Annotated in this window: 15 protein-coding genes; 2 read left to right on the top strand and 13 right to left on the bottom strand. The window is 69.4% G+C overall.

Translation table 11 applies throughout. The annotated features are described in order from the left end of the window. Positions 1-170: 170 nt before the first annotated feature. The 3 genes from ACZ63D_RS31335 to topA all read right to left on the bottom strand — a co-directional run bounded on the left by ACZ63D_RS31335 (position 171) and on the right by topA (position 5,174). Positions 171-1,022 (bottom strand): ESX secretion-associated protein EspG, encoded by an 852-nt coding sequence (locus ACZ63D_RS31335; RefSeq protein WP_465357963.1) that lies wholly within the window; start codon positions 1,020-1,022, stop codon positions 171-173. Between the two features lie 63 nt (positions 1,023-1,085). Then, positions 1,086-2,198: an MFS transporter gene (locus tag ACZ63D_RS31330; protein WP_465358179.1), complete on the bottom strand. Its 1,113-nt coding sequence runs from the start codon at positions 2,196-2,198 to the stop codon at positions 1,086-1,088. A gap of 96 nt (positions 2,199-2,294) precedes the next feature. Next, positions 2,295-5,174: a type I DNA topoisomerase gene (topA, locus tag ACZ63D_RS31325; protein WP_465357962.1), complete on the bottom strand. Its 2,880-nt coding sequence runs from the start codon at positions 5,172-5,174 to the stop codon at positions 2,295-2,297. 306 nt (positions 5,175-5,480) lie between these two features. Here topA and ACZ63D_RS31320 point away from each other — a divergent pair, with 306 nt between their 5' ends. Then, a complete protein-coding gene (locus ACZ63D_RS31320; RefSeq protein ID WP_465357961.1) occupies positions 5,481-6,296 on the top strand; it encodes a S1 family peptidase in 816 nt (271 codons plus the stop codon). A 65-nt stretch (positions 6,297-6,361) separates the two neighbouring features. Here ACZ63D_RS31320 and ACZ63D_RS31315 read toward each other — a convergent pair whose 3' ends face one another. From ACZ63D_RS31315 to ACZ63D_RS31300, 4 genes are all read right to left on the bottom strand, one after another. Beyond that, on the bottom strand, positions 6,362-7,063 hold the full coding sequence (locus ACZ63D_RS31315) for a hypothetical protein (RefSeq protein ID WP_465357960.1): 702 nt from the start codon (positions 7,061-7,063) through the stop codon (positions 6,362-6,364). A 62-nt stretch (positions 7,064-7,125) separates the two neighbouring features. Then, positions 7,126-8,409: a lipase family protein gene (locus tag ACZ63D_RS31310; RefSeq protein WP_465357959.1), complete on the bottom strand. Its 1,284-nt coding sequence runs from the start codon at positions 8,407-8,409 to the stop codon at positions 7,126-7,128. Between the two features lie 271 nt (positions 8,410-8,680). Further along, positions 8,681-9,268 carry a hypothetical protein gene (locus tag ACZ63D_RS31305; RefSeq protein ID WP_465357958.1) on the bottom strand — a complete coding sequence of 196 codons (588 nt, stop codon included), beginning with the start codon at positions 9,266-9,268 and terminating at the stop codon, positions 8,681-8,683. A 137-nt stretch (positions 9,269-9,405) separates the two neighbouring features. Continuing rightward, positions 9,406-11,691 carry a sodium-translocating pyrophosphatase gene (locus tag ACZ63D_RS31300; protein ID WP_465357957.1) on the bottom strand — a complete coding sequence of 762 codons (2,286 nt, stop codon included), beginning with the start codon at positions 11,689-11,691 and terminating at the stop codon, positions 9,406-9,408. Positions 11,692-11,967: 276 nt separating this feature from the next. Here ACZ63D_RS31300 and ACZ63D_RS31295 point away from each other — a divergent pair, with 276 nt between their 5' ends. Next, on the top strand, positions 11,968-14,730 hold the full coding sequence (locus ACZ63D_RS31295) for a DEAD/DEAH box helicase (protein WP_465357956.1): 2,763 nt from the start codon (positions 11,968-11,970) through the stop codon (positions 14,728-14,730). Between the two features lie 46 nt (positions 14,731-14,776). Here ACZ63D_RS31295 and ACZ63D_RS31290 read toward each other — a convergent pair whose 3' ends face one another. From ACZ63D_RS31290 to ACZ63D_RS31265, 6 genes are all read right to left on the bottom strand, one after another. Beyond that, positions 14,777-15,397 (bottom strand): bifunctional DNA primase/polymerase, encoded by a 621-nt coding sequence (locus tag ACZ63D_RS31290; protein WP_465357955.1) that lies wholly within the window; start codon positions 15,395-15,397, stop codon positions 14,777-14,779. 790 nt (positions 15,398-16,187) lie between these two features. Further along, the gene (locus tag ACZ63D_RS31285) at positions 16,188-16,550 is read right to left on the bottom strand and encodes an Rv3654c family TadE-like protein (RefSeq protein ID WP_465357954.1); all 363 of its coding nucleotides are present in this window, start codon (positions 16,548-16,550) and stop codon (positions 16,188-16,190) included. Next, complete coding sequence (locus ACZ63D_RS31280) at positions 16,547-16,885, bottom strand: TadE family type IV pilus minor pilin (protein ID WP_465357953.1); 339 nt, start codon at positions 16,883-16,885, stop codon at positions 16,547-16,549. Before ACZ63D_RS31280 ends, ACZ63D_RS31285 begins: the two co-directional genes overlap by 4 nt. Further along, a complete protein-coding gene (locus ACZ63D_RS31275; RefSeq protein WP_409184508.1) occupies positions 16,885-17,049 on the bottom strand; it encodes a DUF4244 domain-containing protein in 165 nt (54 codons plus the stop codon). Before ACZ63D_RS31275 ends, ACZ63D_RS31280 begins: the two co-directional genes overlap by 1 nt. A gap of 30 nt (positions 17,050-17,079) precedes the next feature. Then, on the bottom strand, positions 17,080-17,628 hold the full coding sequence (locus ACZ63D_RS31270; RefSeq protein WP_465357952.1) for a type II secretion system F family protein: 549 nt from the start codon (positions 17,626-17,628) through the stop codon (positions 17,080-17,082). 143 nt (positions 17,629-17,771) lie between these two features. After that, entirely contained in the window at positions 17,772-18,419 is a 648-nt protein-coding gene (locus ACZ63D_RS31265; protein WP_465357951.1) for a type II secretion system F family protein, read from the bottom strand. Positions 18,420-18,511 lie beyond the last annotated feature (92 nt).

Genomic DNA, 18,511 nt, shown 5'->3' with positions numbered 1-18,511 from the left:
GGCACGAACCAGCCCGCGGTCGCCCGGACGGGCCTCAGCCCGGACTCGCGCGGACTTGGCGGGCCGACTCCCGAGTCCGCTTCATCCCACCCGATCAAGCACGGCTTCGCACCGCCGTTTCACCCCCTCCGGCCAAGCATGGCTTCGCACCCCCTCTTCACCCCACCCGATCACGCATGACTTCGCACCGCCTCCACGATCCAGGCCTCCGCCGTCCCCCGGGTGGCAGGCGACCACGTCACCACCCATCCGCCGCCGTCGCCCCGAGGGGCGGCGCGGAACTGATACCGCCCCTGGTCGTTGTCCACCAGCCCGAACGCGCCGTGCGGGTACTCCGCCAGCACCGCGTCCCGCACGGCCAGGTCCACCAGCACCGTTCCCTGCCGGGGCCGGGCCACCGCTTGCCGGATGACGTCCAGGTCTCCCCACGCCGCGCGCGGGATCAGGCCGCTGTCGTCCGTCTCGATGCGCACCGCTGGGCCGGGGCCGGGCGGACGGTCCGGCAAACCGTCGAACACCCAGCCGGGCAGTGCGCTGAGCATCCCGGACCGCAGCCGCGCCCGGCGGCCCAGTTTGCTCATCACCGTGGTGAAGTCCTCGTCGCCGAAGAACCGCACCTCCCACGGCTCCTCGCTCGCCGGGAACACCCCGGTGACCACTCCGCGGATGAACCCGCCGCGCAGCACTCGGTACAGCTCGACCGCTTCGGCGGTCACCTGGCCGTCCGCGGCGAGCCCGAGCGCGGCCATTCCGGCGACGAAACGCGTGTACTGCTCCACCTCCTCGGCCAGCCCGGCGCCGAGCAGCGGCCCGAACGACTGCCGGACCTCCTCGGCGAGGCTCAGTCCCGAAGCCGCTCCGGCGGGCTCCTCCTCGGCCAGCACGGGCGGCACCTCGAAATGCGGGTCGTAGAACTCCATCACCGAAGGCCGCTGCGGCATCTCGGCCCGCAGCGGTCCGATGACCTCGTCGATGACGTCGAAGACGACGGGTGCTGAACTGCTCACCCCGTCATTGAACACCCTGGTACCGACAATTTCTCGAACTTTTGTTCGAATCAACCCATCCGTGCGGCGAGCGGTCGGTCAACGCCGCGAGACCGGCTCACCGACACGCATCGTGGGTGCCAGGAAACCGACCGTCACCACGAGAGCGCCGACCACCGCGAGCGTCCAATGCAGCCCGATCCCGCCGCTCAGGCCGCTGACCAGCACCGGACCGGCGAGAAACCCCAGGTACCCGCATGCCGCCACGGCCGCGATCGCCCGGCCGGGCGCGTCCGGCTGTTTGCGTCCGGCGGCGCTCCACGCGAGCGGCACCATCCCGGACACCCCGAGCCCGACCACAGCGAACCCCACCACCGCGACCACCGGCACCGGAACCGCGACCACCAGCAGGAACCCGGCGACCGTCACCGCGGTCGCGACCCGCATGAACACCACGGCGCCCACGCGCTCGACGACGCGGTCGGCCACCGTGCGCACCGCGATCATCGTGATCGAGAACGCGAAGTAGCCCAGCGACGCGACGGCCGCGCTCGCCGTGGTGACGTCCCGGAGGTAGACCGCGCTCCAGTCGTTCACCGTGCCTTCCGCGACGAAACCGCAGAACGCGATCACGCCCAACGGGATCAAGGCCTTGCTGGGCAAGGCGAACGCCGCCTCACCCTGCCCGCGATCAGCACCCGGCAAGAACTGCGAAGCAGCGAACACCGCGAGCACCAGCAGCACCACGCCAGCAGCGGTGAAGTGCGCTTCGATCGGCACTCGCCAGACCTCCATCAGCGCCGCGACGCCCGAGCCGGCCAGCCCGCCGATGTTCCAGAAAGCGTGGAACCCAGCGAAAATCGGTCTCCCGTAAGCCTCTTCGACGCGCGCGGCGTGCGCGTTCATCGAGACGTCCAGCAGGCTGTTGCCCACGCCGAGCACCACGAGCGCGGCGACGAACAACGGCGCGTCCGGCGCGAAGGCGACGAGCGGCAAACCTCCGCACAGCACTGTGGCCCCGCAAAGAACCCCGCGCCGGCTGCCGATCTTCGTGATCAAAGGTCCCGCGGCCAGCAAGGCGACGACCGAACCGGCGGCGAGCCCGAACAAGCCGATCCCGAGTTCACCGGCGCTGAGGCCGAGTTTCGCTTGTACGGCGGGCACTCGAGCCGCCCATGAAGCGAATGCCGCACCACAGACCGCGAAAACCATGGAAACCGCGGCACGAGCGCGTTGCGTCTCCCCCATCGATCCCCCTGATACGAGAAAGGCCACCCGGAGTTTTCCAGGTGGCCCTTGAGGTCCTCGTTACTTCGACTTCGTCGCGGTACTGCTTCGCTTGGCCGGAGCCTTCTTCGCAGTGGTCGACTTCGCCGCCGTGGACTTCGCCGTGGTCGACTTGGTCGCGGTGGACTTCGCCGGCGTCTTGCGCGTCGTCGTCCGCTTCTTCGGCGCCGGACCCTTCGCACGCTTCTCCGCCAGCAGCTCAGCCGCGCGCTCCGCGGTGAGTTCCTCGATGCTGTCGGACTTCCGCAGCGTCGCGTTGTACTCGCCGTCGGTCACGTACGGGCCGAAGCGACCGTCCTTGACCACCATCGGCTTGCCCGACACCGGGTCGTCGCCGAGTTCCTTGAGCGGCGGCTTCGCGGTGGCCGACCGGCCGCGCTGCTTCGGCTCCGAATAGATTTTCAGCGCTTCTTCGAGCGTGATCGAGAACAGCTGGTCCTCGGTCTGGATCGACCGCGAGTCCGTGCCCTTCTTCAAGTACGGCCCGTAGCGCCCGTTCTGCGCGGTGATCTCGTCGCCCGACTCCGGGTCCTTGCCCACGACGCGCGGCAGCGACAACAGTTTCAACGCGTCGTCGAGCGTGATCGTCTCGATCGACATCGACTTGAACAGCGAGCCCGTACGCGGCTTCGGCAGCTTCGCCTTCGCGGCCTTCTTCTGCGCCGCGGTGGCGTCCTCGGGCAGCTCCGGCTCAGGCAGCAGCTCGGTGACGTACGGGCCGAAGCGGCCTTCCTTCGCCACGATCTCGTGCCCGCTGACCGGGTCGGTGCCCAGCACGCGGCCTTCCTGCGGAGTCGCGAAAAGCTTCTCCGCGATCTCCGGGGACAGCTCGTCCGGCGGCAGGTCCTCCGGCAGGTTCGCGCGCTGCGACTCGCCGTTGACCTCGCGCTCCAGGTACGGCCCGTAGCGGCCGACACGCACCACGACCTGGTGCCCTTCGGCGTCGCTGAACATCGGGATCGAGTTGATCTCGCGGGCGTCGATGCCCTCGACGCTGCCGTCGACCAGCTTCTTCAACCCGCCGAGGCGGCCGACCGAGCCTTCGACGCCGAAGTCGCCGCCGAAGTAGAACTTCGACAGCCATTCGACGCGGTGCTCGTCGCCGTTGGCGATCCGGTCCAGCTCGTCCTCGAGACCGGCGGTGAAGTTGTAGTCCACCAGCCGCTCGAAGTGCCGTTCCATCAGCCCGACCACGGCGAACGCGACCCACGAGGGCACGAGCGCGGAGCCCTTCTTCCACACGTAGCCGCGGTCCTGGATGGTCTTGATGATCGACGCGTACGTCGACGGGCGGCCGATGCCCAGCTCTTCCAGCTTGCTGACCAGGCTCGGCTCGGAGTAGCGCGCGGGCGGCGACGTGGAGTGGCCGTCCGCGGACAGCTCGGGCGCGGTCAGGCCCTGGTCCTTGACCAGCACCGGAAGCCGACTCTGCTTGTCGTCGGCCTCGCCGCCGGCCTCTGTGTCGACTGCCTCGACGTACGCCTTCAAGAAGCCGGCGAAGGTGATTGTGCGGCCCGAAGCGGCGAAAGTGCACTCTTCGCCGGTCGACGCGGTGCCGACGATGCGCACCGACATCGTGGTGCCCTTCGCGTCCGCCATCTGCGACGCGATGGTGCGCTGCCAGATCATCTCGTAGAGCCGGAACTCGTCGGTGTCCAGCTCTTTCGCGACCTGCCCCGGCGTACGGAAGACCTCACCGGACGGCCGGATCGCCTCGTGCGCTTCCTGCGCGTTCTTCACCTTGCGCGTGTACTGGCGCGGCGACGGCGAGACGTACTCCTTGCCGTACAGCTGTGTCGCCTGGCTGCGCGCGGCCGTGATCGCCGACTCCGACAGCGTCGTGGAGTCGGTACGCATATAAGTGATGTAACCGTTCTCGTACAGCTTCTGCGCGACTCGCATCGTGCGCTCGGAGGTGAAGCGCAGCTTGCGGCCCGCCTCCTGCTGCAGCGTCGACGTCATGAACGGCGCGTACGGCTTGCGCGTGTACGGCTTCTCTTCGACGCTCGCGACCTTGAAGTCGCGGCTCTGCAGCCCCTGGGCGAGCGCCCGGGCGTCGGACTCGCCGAGCACGCGGATGTCCGCGGTGTTGCCCTTGAGCTGACCGTTGGAGTCGAAGTCGCGGCCCGTCGCGAGACGCGAACCGTCGACGGCGACGAGGCGCGCGGGGAACGTACGCGGCGAAGCGTCCGCACCGGCGTCCATGGTCGCCGAGATGTCCCAGTACGACGCCGAGGTGAAGCGCATGCGCTCGCGCTCGCGCTCCACGACGATCCGCGTCGCCACGGACTGCACACGGCCCGCCGAGAGCTTCGGCATGACCTTCTTCCACAGCACCGGCGAGACCTCGTAGCCGTAAAGCCGGTCGAGGATGCGGCGGGTTTCCTGCGCGTCGACGAGGTCGGCGTCCAGCTCGCGGGTGGCCGCGGCGGCCGCCTGGATGGCCTGCTCGGTGACCTCGTGGAAGACCATCCGGCGCACCGGGACCTTGGGCTTCAAGGTCTCCAGCAGATGCCAGGCGATGGCCTCGCCCTCGCGGTCGGGGTCCGTCGCGAGGTAGAGCTCGTCGACGTCCTTGAGCAGCCCCTTCAACTCGGTGACCTTGGACTTCTTGTCCGGGGTGACGATGTAGAGGGGCTTGAAGTCGTTGTCGATGTCGACGCCGAGCCGGGCCCACGATTCGCCCTTGTACTGAGCGGGGACGTCGGCGGCGCCGCGGGGCAGGTCCCGGATGTGCCCGACGGAGGACTCGACGACGTAGTTGCCGCCGAGATAGGGGGCGATCTTGCGGGCCTTGGTTGGCGACTCGACGATCACCAGCCGCCGTCGATCGGCACCGTTGCCCCCGGTGCCGCTCTTCTTGGTCCGTGTTCCTGCCACGCTGCCCTGCTCTCCACTCATCTCCGCGCCGCCGCAGCGGCGCTCTCCCCCCTGCGTCAGAGGGGTGCTGCGCCCGCGTCTCGACCTGTCAGTGTGCACGTCCCCGGTGTCCGCGCAGCGTCGAGGTGCCCTGACGAGCCGTCGGGCCCCTGCCCGTCGGATCGCCGCTGACCTCGGCGATGTTTCTTCTCCACACCTAGCACGTGATGTCGGACACGTGCCGTGCAGGGTAACCGGTCGGGCTGCCGATACCCTCCGTTCGATGGTGGCGGGTCCAAGTCCGTCGACGGTTCACTTATTCCTCCCCCCAGCCGAAAGGAACCCACCATGATCCGCCGACTGGTTGGCGCCGCGATCGCTGTCACGGCGACATTCGCGCTGGTCACCGCCCCCGAAGCGAGTGCGGCGACCACCACGTTCACCGGCGCTGTGGCGCTGTCCAACTGCTCTGGTTCGGTCGTGAAACCGGCCGCCACGCCGCTGGACGCGCCCGCGATGGTGCTGTCGAACGGCCACTGCCTCGAGGACGGCATGCCCGAACCTGGTCAGGTGATCGTCGGACAGGCCTCGAACCGCTCGTTCGATCTGCTGTCGCCGGACGGGCAGAGCTCGGTGGGCACCGTGACCGCGACCAAGGTCGTCTACGCGACGATGACCGACACCGACATCTCGCTGTACCAGTTGAGCGACACCTACGCCGACATCGAGCAGAAGTACAACGTCCCGCCACTCGAACTGGTCAACACGCATCCGCAGGCGGGCACGCCGATCGACGTGGTGTCCGGGTACTGGAAGCAGATCTACTCCTGCTCGATCGACGGTTTCGTGTACGAACTGCACGAGAACAACTGGGTCTGGAAGGACTCGATCCGCTACGTGCCGGGCTGCGAGACCATCGGCGGCACCTCGGGTTCGCCGGTCGTCGACCGCAACACCGGCAAGGTCATCGGCGTGAACAACACGTCCAACGACAACGGCGAGCGCTGCACGCTGAACAACCCGTGCGAGGTCGACGAAGCCGGCACCGTGACCGTGCGGCCGAACTACAAGTACGGCGAGGAAACCTACGGAATCCCGGCCTGCCTGACCCCGGCCAACGAGATAGACCTCAACCAGCAGGGCTGCACCCTGCCGAAACCGTAAAACGCTCGGCTAGACAGGTCCCTCGTCGCTTCGCTGAGCGGCGGGGGACCTTCTTGTCCGCGCAGCTATCCCACAGCCTCTAGTAAATACTGTGCGGGACTCTCCGCCGGAGCCCCTCGACGCGGCTCTCCCGGCGTCCGTTCGCGGCGCTCCCCAGCTGGCGGCAGCTCCGGCCACGCCGCCTCCGCACCGGCCGGAGGTTCGCCGATCAGCTCCAGCAGACCAGCCAGCCTCCGCCGCCCGCTGACGCGCACCGCGGGCTGTTCCGCCTTCGGCCCGAGCAGCCGCGCCTGCACGCCCAGCGGGGCGAGCACGGCCAGCAATTCCTCGTGCGTTCCCGGGGCCAGCGGGTCGACGCCCAGCAGGTAGCCGCCGGGTTCGGGCCGACCGGCCGCCAGCGCCCACATCCGCAGCATTGCGCCGCTCAGCCGGAATCCGCCCGGCACCGCCTTGCCCGAATCGTCTTCGGCCGGGCCGGTGTGTCCCGGACGGAGCCATTGCTCGGCGAGGCCGAGCAGATCGACGCGGAACGAAGTACGCACCTGCGGACTGCCGCATTCGGCCACCGCGACCTGCGCGTCCGCGCCCCGGCTGCGGCATTCGCGCGCCAGCACCCGAGCCCGCCACGGCTCTTCGACCAGCACCGACAGCCGCGCCGCCGTGCGGCCGAATCCGCTGATCTGTCCTTGGCAGCACAACAGCCCGGCCAGGTCGGGCAGGCCCGGGCCGGTCGCCTCCGCCGAGAACAGCGAGATCGTCCGATCCACGCCGCGATGATAGAACACAAGTTCGATCGAACGCGAGCGTCGCGCCGCGGTTTCCCGATCGGTCAGCAGGTGCTGGGTGCGGGATCCCCGGCGAACCGCCCGGCGAGCCAGTCGAGTGCGGCGGGCATGGCGGCGAGGTAATTCGCGATATGGCCGGCCGCGGTACCCGGCAGAACTGAGGGAAGCCCGAGGTTGTCTACCCGCACGGCCGCGCCACGGCGGCACCAGTCGGCGGCAGTGGCGCGGACGGCCGGGGCGGGAACGATGTCGTCGTTGTCTCCGGTCGACATGAGCACCGGGGCGGACGGCGGGATGGCTCCGAGCCGGTGCGAGGCGAGGATGGCGCGGGTCTCGGGATTGGCGTTGAGCATCGCGGTGATCGACTCGCCGGATGCGGTGAAGTCGCCGGAGCGATGAAAGCCGTAGTCGAGCGCGGTTTCCACGACGCATTGCCCGGAGACCTTCTGGAGCATGGCCTTTCCAGCCGGGTTGAGGCCGGACTGGATGATCGGCGCGGCGTGCGGATAGGCGGCGGCGATCCCGTTGAGGTAGTAGCCGAGAACGCCGGAGAGCAGGGTGCCGGAAAGCTTGCCGGAGAGCGCGGCGAGATCAGTGGGGGCAGCGCCCACGTAGGACCCGCGGAGGTCTAGTTCGGGAGCGTAGGCACCGGCCGCCTCGGCCGCGCCGCCCGTGGCACCGCCACCCTGGGAGTACCCCCAGAACGCGACCGGACCGCCTGCTGGAACCGGCGTTCCCGGCAACCGCTGAGCAGCGCGGGCGGCGTCGATGACCGCGTGCCCCTCGGCGACGGGGTTGAGATAGGTGTGCGTGCCGGGGGTGCCGAGCCCTTGATAATCAGTTACGACGACCGCGTAGCCGCGACTGAGCAGGCTGCTCATGGCGAGGACCTCGTAACCGGCCATGAGGTCGAACGGCGGCCGGTAGTGCACCGCGGTGTTGAGCAGTTTCGACGGCGCGCACTGATCGCCCTGCCCATGAGTGCCGATCGCAAGAGAGACCAGCGGACGCAGTCCAGGGCCGCGCCACGCCGCGGTCGGCGCGAGCAGGGTGCCGGTGACCGCGATCGGTGCGCCGTGCACGTCGGTGCTGCGATACATGAGCCTGGTCGCTTTCGCCGGCAGCGGCAGACCCAGAGGCGAGGGCTCGGTGCGGATCAGGTCGCCGGGTTTTCCCGCGGGCAGCGAAACCGGCGGAGTGTAGAAGTCCGACGTCGCCGCGGCGGCCGGGCCGGGCGCGCTGCACAGCGCCATGACCGTCGCCAGCGCGGCTGCGGCCGCCCCGAGACGGCGGCGCGATCGGTATTGCTGACGGGATACCTGCGTCACGGCGAGTTCCTTCCCGCACTACCAGTTCGGAATGGCGTGTCAGTTTCGGAACAATATGTCATCCCGCGCTCGGAAACACCAGCGTGATCACCCTGGAATGCCTGCGGCACGGCTTGGTCCCCTGGCACGGTCACGAGGCCGAAAACCGCCAGCGCTGGAGACGCTCCGGGCGGCATCGATCAGCCTGGCCGGTCTAGAACGCTCTCGACAGACTTTGCGCGAAGCGAGCCGTTTCCGTCCGGCACGCGTTCGATCCGGCCGCGGACAACGATCAGCGTGGCGCGGGCGGAATCACCAGCTGCTGACAACCCGCCGCGCGTTTGCCCGCCGCGGACAGGGCTGGTGTCGCGTCCAAGCCCTTGAGCACGTCGAGGCGGGAAATCTGGTCGATCGCCGATTTGGCGTCGTCCAGCGCCGCTTTCACCGCGTCGGGACTGTTGGCCGCGTCGAGCTTGCCGCGGACCTCATCGGCCTTGTGCCGTACCGAAGTGAACTGGCCGAGCAAAGCCGTGCGCGCCGGTTCGCCGCCCGGCAGGGGCGCGGGCCCGACTCGGTGCAATCCAGTCACAGTCTTGTCGATGCCAGAGGAGACCGAAGCCAGCAGATCACTCGAAGTGCGAGTGGCCTGCGCTGACGAACTCGGGTCGATCGAGGGCAGATTCGCCAGTGTGCGAACGAGATGCGTGACCGCCCCGCAGTAGCCGTCGGCCCATTTCGCGGCCGGGTCGGCTTGCCCGGCCGTATCCGGGTGCCCGCCGGAAACGACCTGCTCCGCGGGCGGCGGCGGTTGCCCACAGCCAGTGAGCCCAAGGCCGATTCCTGTTGCCAGCGCGGCTAAACCGGTCCACCGCGGCCGCACCCGCACCACTCCCGTCCGTCGAACTCCGTGTCCTCCGCACGGTACCGACCCGCCAGTAGTCCGCAACTCGCCCCAGGGCGTGGACGGCAACGGGCCCGGTACGCGCGAGGCGTACCGGGCCCGAATGGAGCAATGCGTCAGGCTTTCGCCTCCGCCGGAGTCTCCGACATGACGCTGCCGCGCCGCTTGGACACGACGATCGCCGCGACAATGACCGCGACCGCGACGACCGCGATCACGATCCGCCACGTCGTGTCCGCGCCGCCGCCGAGCGTCAGCGTGACCACTGCGGGCGCGATCAGCACCGAGACCAGGTTCATGACCTTGATCAGCGGGTTGATCGCGGGGCCGGCGGTGTCCTTGAACGGGTCGCCGACGGTGTCGCCGATGATCGTCGCCTCGTGCGCGTCGGAACCCTTGCCGCCGTGATTGCCGTCCTCGACGAGCTTCTTGGCGTTGTCCCAGGCGCCACCGGAGTTGGCGAGGAAGATCGCCATCAGCGTGCCGGTCGCGATCGCGCCGGCCAGATACCCGGCGAGAGCACCGGTGCCGAGACCGAAACCGACCGCGATCGGCGCGAAAACGGCCAGCAGACCCGGAGTCGCCAGCTCCCGCAGCGAATCGCGGGTGACGATGTCGACGACCCGGCCGTACTCCGGCCGCGTGGTGCCCTCCATGATCCCGGGGATGTCGCGGAACTGGCGGCGCACCTCGTACACCACCGCGCCCGCGGCACGCGAAACCGCGTTGACCGCGAGACCGGAGAAGAGGAACACCACTGCCGCGCCGACGATGACGCCGACCAGCGTGTTCGGGCTGACCACCTGGTTCACGAACGAGCTCACCGCGGTGACCGCGCCCTCGCCGCGTTCGGCGACGGTCTTCGCGATCGCGTCCGAATAGGACCCGAACAGCGCGGTCGCCGCCAGCACCGCGGTCGCGATCGCGATGCCCTTGGTGATGGCCTTGGTGGTGTTGCCGACCGCGTCCAGTTCGGTGAGGATCTGCGCGGCCTTCTCGTCGACGTCGCCGGACATCTCGGCGATGCCCTGCGCGTTGTCCGAAACCGGGCCGAAGGTGTCCATCGCGACGATGACGCCGACGGTGGTCAGCAGGCCGGTTCCGGCCAGCGCCACCGCGAACAGCGCGACGCCGCCGCCGAGCAGGTACGCGCCGAACACGGCCGCGCCGATCACCAGCGCGGTGTACACGGCGGACTCGAAACCGACCGAGATGCCGGACAGGATCACCGTCGCCGCACCGGTTTCCGACGTCTTGCCGACGTCCTGCACCGGCTTGTGCTCGGTGCCGGTGTAGTAGCCGGTGATGCGCAGGATCAGCGCGGCGAGCACGATGCCGATGATCACCGAGACCGTCGCGATCACCGCCGGGTTGCCGGTGTTGTGCGCGAAGCCCTCGCCGAATTCGGCGAAGCTGTTCGGCAGGTACACGAACGCGGCGATCGCCGACAGCACCGCGGAAATGACCGCGGAGATGTAGAACGAGCGGTTGATCGTGACCAGGCCGCCCTCGCCCGCGCGCGCCTTCGTGATGTAGACGCCGATCACCGCGGTGATCACGCCGATGGCGGGCACGATCAGCGGGAAGATCAGGCCGGAAGCGCCGAACGCGGAGCTGCCGAGGATCAGCGCGGCCACGAGCATCACCGCGTAGGACTCGAAAAGGTCCGCGGCCATGCCCGCGCAGTCGCCCACGTTGTCGCCGACGTTGTCGGCGATCGTCGCGGCGTTGCGCGGGTCGTCCTCGGGGATACCCTGCTCCACCTTGCCGACCAGGTCGGCGCCGACGTCGGCGGCCTTCGTGAAGATGCCGCCGCCGACTCGCATGAACATGGCGATCAGCGCCGCGCCGAAACCGAAGCCCTCCAACACCTTCGGTGCCTGGCCGGTGTAGACGAGCACCACGATCGCCGCGCCGAAAAGGCCGAGCCCGACGGTGATCATGCCGACCACGCCGCCGGTGCGGAACGCCACGCGCATCGCCTTCTCGCGCCCGCCCTCCTCGCGCGACGCGGCGGCCACGCGCAGGTTCGCCTGCGTGGCCAGCCACATGCCGAGGTAGCCGATGGTGAACGAGAACACCGCCCCGACGAGGAAGAAGATCGACCGGCCGATCCGTTCGCTCCAGTCGTCCGCGGGAAGCGCGAACAGGAGCAGGAACACGATCACGCCGAAGATGGCGAGGGTGTTGCGCTGCCGCTTCAGGTATGCGGCCGCACCTTCCTGCACTGCCTTGGCGATGTCCTGCATCTTGGCGGTGCCCTGGCCCGCGGCCAGCACCTCCTTGAGCAGGGCGTAACCAATGCCCAGTGCGACAAGGGCGACCACGGCGACCACACCGACGATGGTGTAGCCACCCCCGGAGAGCGTGATACCGCCCTCCGCGAGGAACTGCCGGGACATTCGTCCTCCTGGGAACGCCGTCTGGCCAGCGCGGGCCCGTCGTACCCGGCGCGCCTGCGCTGGCGTGGATCTGTGCCGAAGGACACGCTAGCCGTGCAAGCAATGCACGTCTCACATGACGCTCGCCACAGTAGGTGTGGATCGAGGGAGTGTATTGGTAGTGATCTGCGCGTCCGCAATGTGTCCCGGCGAGAGCACGTTCGGTAACCTTGTGTGATTGGTCACTGGATCGGTCTCGTCCCGGTTTTGTCGGTGCCCCGTGCGAAGCTTCGGCCCGTGGTGGGAGAGCGAGGACGGAGGCTGCTGGACCGGGTCACGGCAGGGATCCCGGCGCACGAGAACCCGGTCACGCACGTGTCCCGGCTGCCGGAACGCGCGGCCCGGCACGAGCCGTGGCCGGAGTGGGCCGAGCCGTCCGTGGTGGCCGCGTTCCGCGCGGCCGGAGTGGAAAAACCGTGGCGGCACCAGGTCGAGGCGGCTTCGCTGGCGCAGGCGGGCACGCACGTCGTGGTGTCCACCGGCACGGCGTCCGGGAAGTCGCTGGCGTATCAGCTGCCGGTGCTCAGCGCGCTGGCCGCCGATACCCGCGCGACCGCGCTGTACCTCTCGCCGACGAAGGCGCTCGGCGCTGACCAGCTGCGTACGGTGTCCTCTTTGGACATCACGGGAGTACGCGCCGCCGCGTTCGACGGGGACACTCCGATGACAGAGCGCGACTGGGTCCGCGCGCACGCGAACTGGGTGTTCAGCAACCCGGACATGCTGCATCGCGGCATCCTTTCGGCGCACTCCCGATGGACGCAGTTCTTCCGCCGGTTGCGGTACGTCGTGGTCGACGAATGCCACAGCTATCGCGGCGTCTTCGGCTCGCACGTCGCGCTGTTGCTCCGTCGGCTGCGCCGGGTCGCGGAGCACTACGGCACCTCCCCGGTGTTCGTGCTGGCTTCGGCGACCACCGCTTCGCCCGCTTCCTTCGCCACCCGGCTTACCGGCGTGGAATGTTCCGCGATCACCGACGACGCCTCACCGCGCGGGGCACGCACGGTCGCGCTGTGGGAACCGCCGCTGCTGGACGAACTGACCGGCGAGAACGGCGCGCCCGTTCGCCGTCCGGCCGGGGTCGAGACCGCCCGGATTCTCACCGAGCTGGTCATCGAAGGCGCGCGATCGCTGGCTTTCGTCCGCTCGCGGCGCGGGGCCGAGCTGACCGCGCTGGGAGCGCGCCGCCTTCTGTCCGAAGTGGACCCTCGGCTGGCGGACACCGTTGCCGCTTACCGGTCCGGCTATCTTCCCGAGGAGCGGCGCGCTCTGGAACAAGCCCTGCTTTCGGGCCGGTTGCTGGGAGTCGCGACCACGAACGCGCTGGAGCTGGGCGTCGATATCGCGGGCCTGGACGCCGTGGTACTGGCTGGTTATCCCGGCACCCTCGCGTCCTTCTGGCAGCAATCCGGCCGCGCCGGCCGTTCGGGCGATGAAGCGCTGGTGGTGTTCGTCGCCCGAGACGATCCGCTCGACACCTACCTGGTGCACCATCCGGCCGCGTTGCTGGAACGCCCGGTGGAAACCGCGGTGCTGGACCCGACGAACCCTTATGTGCTGGGCCCGCAGCTCGCGTGCGCCGTAGCGGAGTTGCCGCTCACCGAACCAGAACTGGACACCTTCGGCGGCGAGGCGGCCCGCGCGGTGCTGGCGGATCTGGCCAAGGAGAAACTGCTGCGCCGTCGTTCCAGCGGCTGGTACTGGACTTCCCGCGACCGCCCGCACGGAGAAGTCGGCATCCGCGGTTCGGGCGGCGAGCAGATCGCGGTGGTGGAAGCGGACTCCGGCCGGATGCTGGGCACCGTCGACCCCGGCTCGGCTTGCTATTCAGTCCATCCCGGTGCGGTGTATTTGCACCAGGGGTCTTCGTACGTCGTCGACGAGCTGGATCTGGAGACGGGTCTGGCGCTGGTGCACGCGGAGGACCCGGACTGGACGACTTCGCCGCGCGAGATCGTGGACATTTCGGTGCTGTCGACGGAAGAACAGTGCCGCCACGGCGGGGTGACGGTCTGCCTGGGCGAGGTCGCGGTGACGTCACAGGTGGTGGGCTATCTGCGGCGGCGGCCGTCGGGTGAGGTGCTGGACCATACGCCGCTCGACCTGCCGGAACAGAGCCTGCACACGAGGGCGGTCTGGTACACGGTTTCGGGTGAACTGCTGGAGAGTCCGGCTGGGGGCCGGGGCTCGGTGGGTGGTTCGCGGGTTGCCGGGTTGCCGGGGATTGGCGAAACCGACGCCGAGCCAACGATCAGCGAAGCGGCAGGCGAACCGATGGGGACCGGAAGCGTGTCGCCGATCATTGGCTGCACCGGCGAAACCGACGCCGAGCCGACCAGCCAGGCGGCTGGCGAACCAGTGGGGACCGGAAGCATGTCGCCAACCACCGCGGAAAACCGCGAGGCCGCTGCGGGGTCAGCGGCCAGCCGTGCGGGTGGAGAACCGGTGGGGACCGGGAGTACCTCGCCGGTTGTCGGGGGAACCGGCGAAGTTTCGGGTGGTCCGGCGGGTGGGCGGGGGCCCGGTGCCGGGGTGGAGATCGGTGGTGCGGTGGGGCCGGTGGGGACCGGGAGCGCTGGCAGGGCACCGGGGGGCGCCGGGTTGATTCCGGCGCGCGTCCCCGGTGCCCTGCATGCCGCCGAGCACGCGGCGATCGGCCTGCTACCGCTGTTCGCTACGTGCGACCGCTGGGACATCGGCGGGGTGTCTACCGCGTGGCACGAGGACACCGGGGAGGCGACGGTGTTCGTGCACGATGGGCATCCCGGGGGTGCGGGGTTTGCCGACCGCGGTTATGCCGCGATTGTCCCGTGGCTGGCCGCTACGCGGGAGGCGATCGTCTCCTGCGAGTGCCCGACGGGCTGCCCGTCCTGCGTCCAGTCGCCGAAGTGCGGGAACGGCAACGATCCGCTGGACAAGGCAGGGGCGGTGGCCGTACTGGGAGCCGTGCTCGGGGCGTTGCGTCAGCACGGGGAACAGTGCGGCCACGGTGGAACGTGAAGACTGTCTTCTGTTGTCGCGTGCTGCCTGCCGGGATGGAACCGGATCAGGCGGCGGTGGTCTCGACCAGCATCGGGGCGTGCTCGTCGGCGAGGGCGCGGACCAGCACGTCCTGCACCTCGGCGGCGGGCGGCAGCTGCCAGCCGCACACTTCCGGCTTCACTCGCCAGTGCACGACACCGTGCTGGAACGGCGACGGCGGCAGCGGGATGTAGCTGTCCTTGCCGTGCCACTGCACGGAAATCTGCTCGGCGATTTCGGCCGGAAGGTTCTCGGCGGGCTGGGTGAGGAACAGCCACCGGCCGTTCGGCATCGCGACGATCGGGGCCGGGTGCCCGATGGAGCGCAGCAGCCGCGCGGCGCGCTTGCCCAGCTCCTGGTCCACCTCGACCGCGTCGAGCACGGTGCCGGTCGCCACGAGAAGGCTGTGCGTGCGGTCGGAGAACCAGCTGGCCACCTCGTGGGCGTGCGAACCGACCAGTTCACGCCAGTCCGCGCGCACCGGCACCGGCCGGCGCCAGGTCAGGTCGTCCCCCTCCGCGGTGATCGGTTCCGGGGTGGCGCCCGGAAGCACCGGCCAGCCGCGCCAAGCGAGGCCGATCGCCTCCGCACGCAGTTCGATGCGGAAGGCGTTCCGCCAGCTGTCCGGCCAATTCGCGTCCAACATTGCTTTCCTGCCTTCGAGGTCCGTTTTTCGCGCCGTCCGGGTCGGGGCCGTGGTGGCGCACGTCTCACTAAACGGCAAGTTGCACATTGCGGGGAAGACTCCGCGCGACAACCGGCCGTTACCGAGCGATGAACGCCCAGTAGCCCACTGTCCGGCCGATAACAAGGTGCCGATCAGCGGCCGTTGACCCCGCCGTTCGTCCCGCAAGAACGGGCCTACCACGGGATTCGACACTTTCCCGCCATTTCGCACACGTTCTGGCGCATACCTGCGGACAGTGCCCCGACCTGGCGTTTTAACCGTTCGACGTACGTCAGCGACCGCTGCTCGTGTCGTTCGCCACTCGTCGGCGGTGCCGGAAAAGTCCGGACGGGCCGGGTGCCGAGGACTGATCATCTGTCCGGCTCGTCGCCGACGAACGGTTCCGGTGGGCGGCTGGGACTCCCCTGACGGCGGGCGCGTAGTGCCGAGGCGGGAGGGACGCGTGGTGGCGGTTGGCAGGTTGCAACTCCCTTCAAGTTGGGGTGGAGCGGTTGGTGCGACGGGCGAGCGGACGGACCCTCGGCAAGTCGCGCGCTTGGGTTGATGAGGGCAGCTCGGAGTCGCGGCACAGTTGCAGCCCTGCGACCGGAGAGTTCCGCGCGCCCCCGGGCTGGCCGGGCATCGTCCCTGCTGAGCACGGCTACCGGGCCAGCGCCAGTGTTGTCGGCGGCGCGGAAGCGGCAGCTCGGCTGGAGCGCGGGGATCCTGACCGCCGCCGCGGCGCCAGGCAAGCAGGCCAGTTGCGCGGCTAGGGAGGCAAGTCGACTGGACCGGCGCGAGCTTTCGCGGTGGGGGCTGACAGGCCGGGGATGGGGGCGGCAGTGGCGCGGACTTCGATGAAGGCGTCGCGGTTGTGCCAACGGCAGCTGGTCAGCACTGTGTGCTCGTGGTCGGCGACCTCCTTGGCTCGGGAACAGGCGATGGTCGGTCCAGCGGCGGCGTGTGCGGCCGCGGCCAATGCGCCCAGGTCGGCGGCGGCTTCGGTGCGGTGGCGGGCGGTGATGGCCGCGGCTAGCCACCACACCAGGACCGTCAAGGTGATCAGGGTGGCCGCGGCCAGGGCCGTCCAGATCGTGGCTACGCCGGCGTCGGCTGGTTGTTCTTGGGTCATGAGGCTGGGCCTGGTTCGAGGATGGCGTAGGCGGTTGCGCTCAGGTGGAGAGCGGACAGAGCGTCGGTAGTTACTTCGGCGGTGAGGCCGTCGCCGGTACGGTGGATGGTGAGGTGCGCGCCCCGCGGGGCAATGGTTTGGACCACGGCGTCGGCCGCGCCTGGCTGTCCGGCCGCAGTGAGCCGGGCGGCTTCGCGGGCGGCGTCCAGGCATCGGAGGTGCCCGGCGATCGCGCTGGTGCCCGCGAGCAGGACCGCCAGCACGGCGGTCAGCGCACCCAGCGACAGAGCGGCTTCTACCGTGACGAATCCGCCATCCCGGCGACGGCTGGCCATCAGGTGGCCACCGTCAGGGCTTTGTGCACCAAGCCGGCCAGCGTCGCGGAGACTGAGTCTCCGCTGAGCAGCACATAGAGCGCCACGGCGAACGCCGCCGCGGCGACCGTGCCGATGGCGTATTCGGCGGTGGTAGTGCCCTCGTCTCCGGGCAAGAACCGCATGATCGGTTTTCCTTTCTGTCGTGGATGGGTTCACAGCAGGCCACCGATTCGCCCGGCGAGGCCGAGCACCACCGGCAGCACGCCGAGCGCGAAGAACGCGGGCAGAAAGCACAGCCCCACCGGCAAGGCCAGGGCGACCCCGGCACGTTCGGCGCGTTCTTCGGCTTCGACGCCCAGTCCGTCGCGGATGCGCCGGGCCAGGTCGTCCGCGGTCGAGGCGAAGGCTGCCCCGGACCGCGCGGTACGGGTGGCCGCGACGGCCAACTCGGCGAACCCGGGCCGGGCTCGGATCGGTGCCCAGGCCGGAGCCGGATCGGCACCTAGGGCTAGCAGGTTTGCTGTTGCGTTCAGGGCGCTTCCGGTGGCCGGTGGTGCACCGGGTGCCACGGCCTCCAGTGCGGTGGGGACGGGCATTCCGGCGCGCAGGCAGGCGGCGAGCATGTCCAGGACTGACGCGGAACGGAGTCGTTCCCCGACGTCGTCCGGGTTTTTGGGGTGGCGGGATCGGCGTAGGAGCCACCAGGCACCTGCGCCAGCGGCCAGCCCTACTGGGATTCCGGTGAGGACGGTTGCGGACACACCTACGATGATCGCGGCGGCCGGGTGCCAGACCTCTGGTCGCGGCATGCGGTGTGGACGTTTGGCGGTGGCTAGGTGTCGGGGCGGCTGAGTATTCGGCCAGAGCAGCAGTGCGGTGGCGGTGAGGGCCAGACTCAGGGCGGTCATGGGGTGGCCCCGCGGTTTGTTAGGGCTCTGGACCAGGCGGTGCCTGCCCACAGCAGGGCCGCGCCTGCTACCAGGAATGCTTGCCCGATAAGGGTTTCCGTGAGGACGGCGAGCGGGTTGGCTCCGATGAGCTGGCCCATTGCCAGGCAGCCGACGGGCAGCACGGTCAGGACGATCGCGCTCATGCGCGGACCGGCCATTTTCGCGTGCAGACGGCGGGTGAAGGCGACTTCGGCGTCGACGTCTCGGCGGGCGGCGTCGAGTGCGTCGGCGATGGGCAGGCCGTGGCGGCGAGCCAGGTTCCAGGATTGGGCGAGCGCGGGAAGTGCGGATGATTCCAGGGTGCCGTCCAGCCGGGCGGCGGTGGCGAGGTTGTGGAGTTCTCCGGCTAGTTCGGGGACAGCGTCCGCGGCTGCTTCGGCGGCGGTTACCGGGTGGGCACCGGCGCGGAGTTCGGAGACCATCGTTCGGAGGACGGTCGCGGTGCGTTCCGCGCGGATCAGGGTTTCGGTGGTTTCCTTTCTGCTGCGCCATTCCTGACGGACGGCGAGGGTGAGCAGGGCGGTGGCGATCGCGGCACCGATTCCGCCCAGCAGCAGGGCGAGGGCGGCCGGGGTCAGCCAGAGGGTGTGGCGGGGTGGCACGGGGAAGGAGATGCGAGACCTCGGAAAAAGACGGTGGGGGGTGGTTGGCCAGCACAGGATTCCGGCGCCTGCGCAGAGGAACGGCCATGCGG

The organism is Amycolatopsis sp. NPDC104775 (assembly GCF_055583325.1).
The sequence above is the reverse complement of the archived record's forward strand: the minus strand, read 5'-3'. Positions and strand labels throughout refer to the sequence as shown.

Excerpts from the sequence above, each read along its gene's own strand:
- ACZ63D_RS31300 (WP_465357957.1), bottom strand. The coding sequence starts at position 11,691 with ATGTCCCGGCAGTTCCTCGCGGAGGGCGGTATCACGCTCTCCGGGGGT.
- ACZ63D_RS31320 (WP_465357961.1), top strand. The coding sequence starts at position 5,481 with ATGATCCGCCGACTGGTTGGCGCCGCGATCGCTGTCACGGCGACATTC.
- ACZ63D_RS31285 (WP_465357954.1), bottom strand. The coding sequence starts at position 16,550 with ATGACCCAAGAACAACCAGCCGACGCCGGCGTAGCCACGATCTGGACG.
- ACZ63D_RS31275 (WP_409184508.1), bottom strand. The coding sequence starts at position 17,049 with ATGCGGTTCTTGCCCGGAGACGAGGGCACTACCACCGCCGAATACGCC.
- ACZ63D_RS31330 (WP_465358179.1), bottom strand. The coding sequence starts at position 2,198 with ATGGTTTTCGCGGTCTGTGGTGCGGCATTCGCTTCATGGGCGGCTCGA.
- ACZ63D_RS31280 (WP_465357953.1), bottom strand. The coding sequence starts at position 16,885 with ATGGCCAGCCGTCGCCGGGATGGCGGATTCGTCACGGTAGAAGCCGCT.
- topA (WP_465357962.1), bottom strand. The coding sequence starts at position 5,174 with ATGAGTGGAGAGCAGGGCAGCGTGGCAGGAACACGGACCAAGAAGAGC.
- ACZ63D_RS31290 (WP_465357955.1), bottom strand. The coding sequence starts at position 15,397 with ATGTTGGACGCGAATTGGCCGGACAGCTGGCGGAACGCCTTCCGCATC.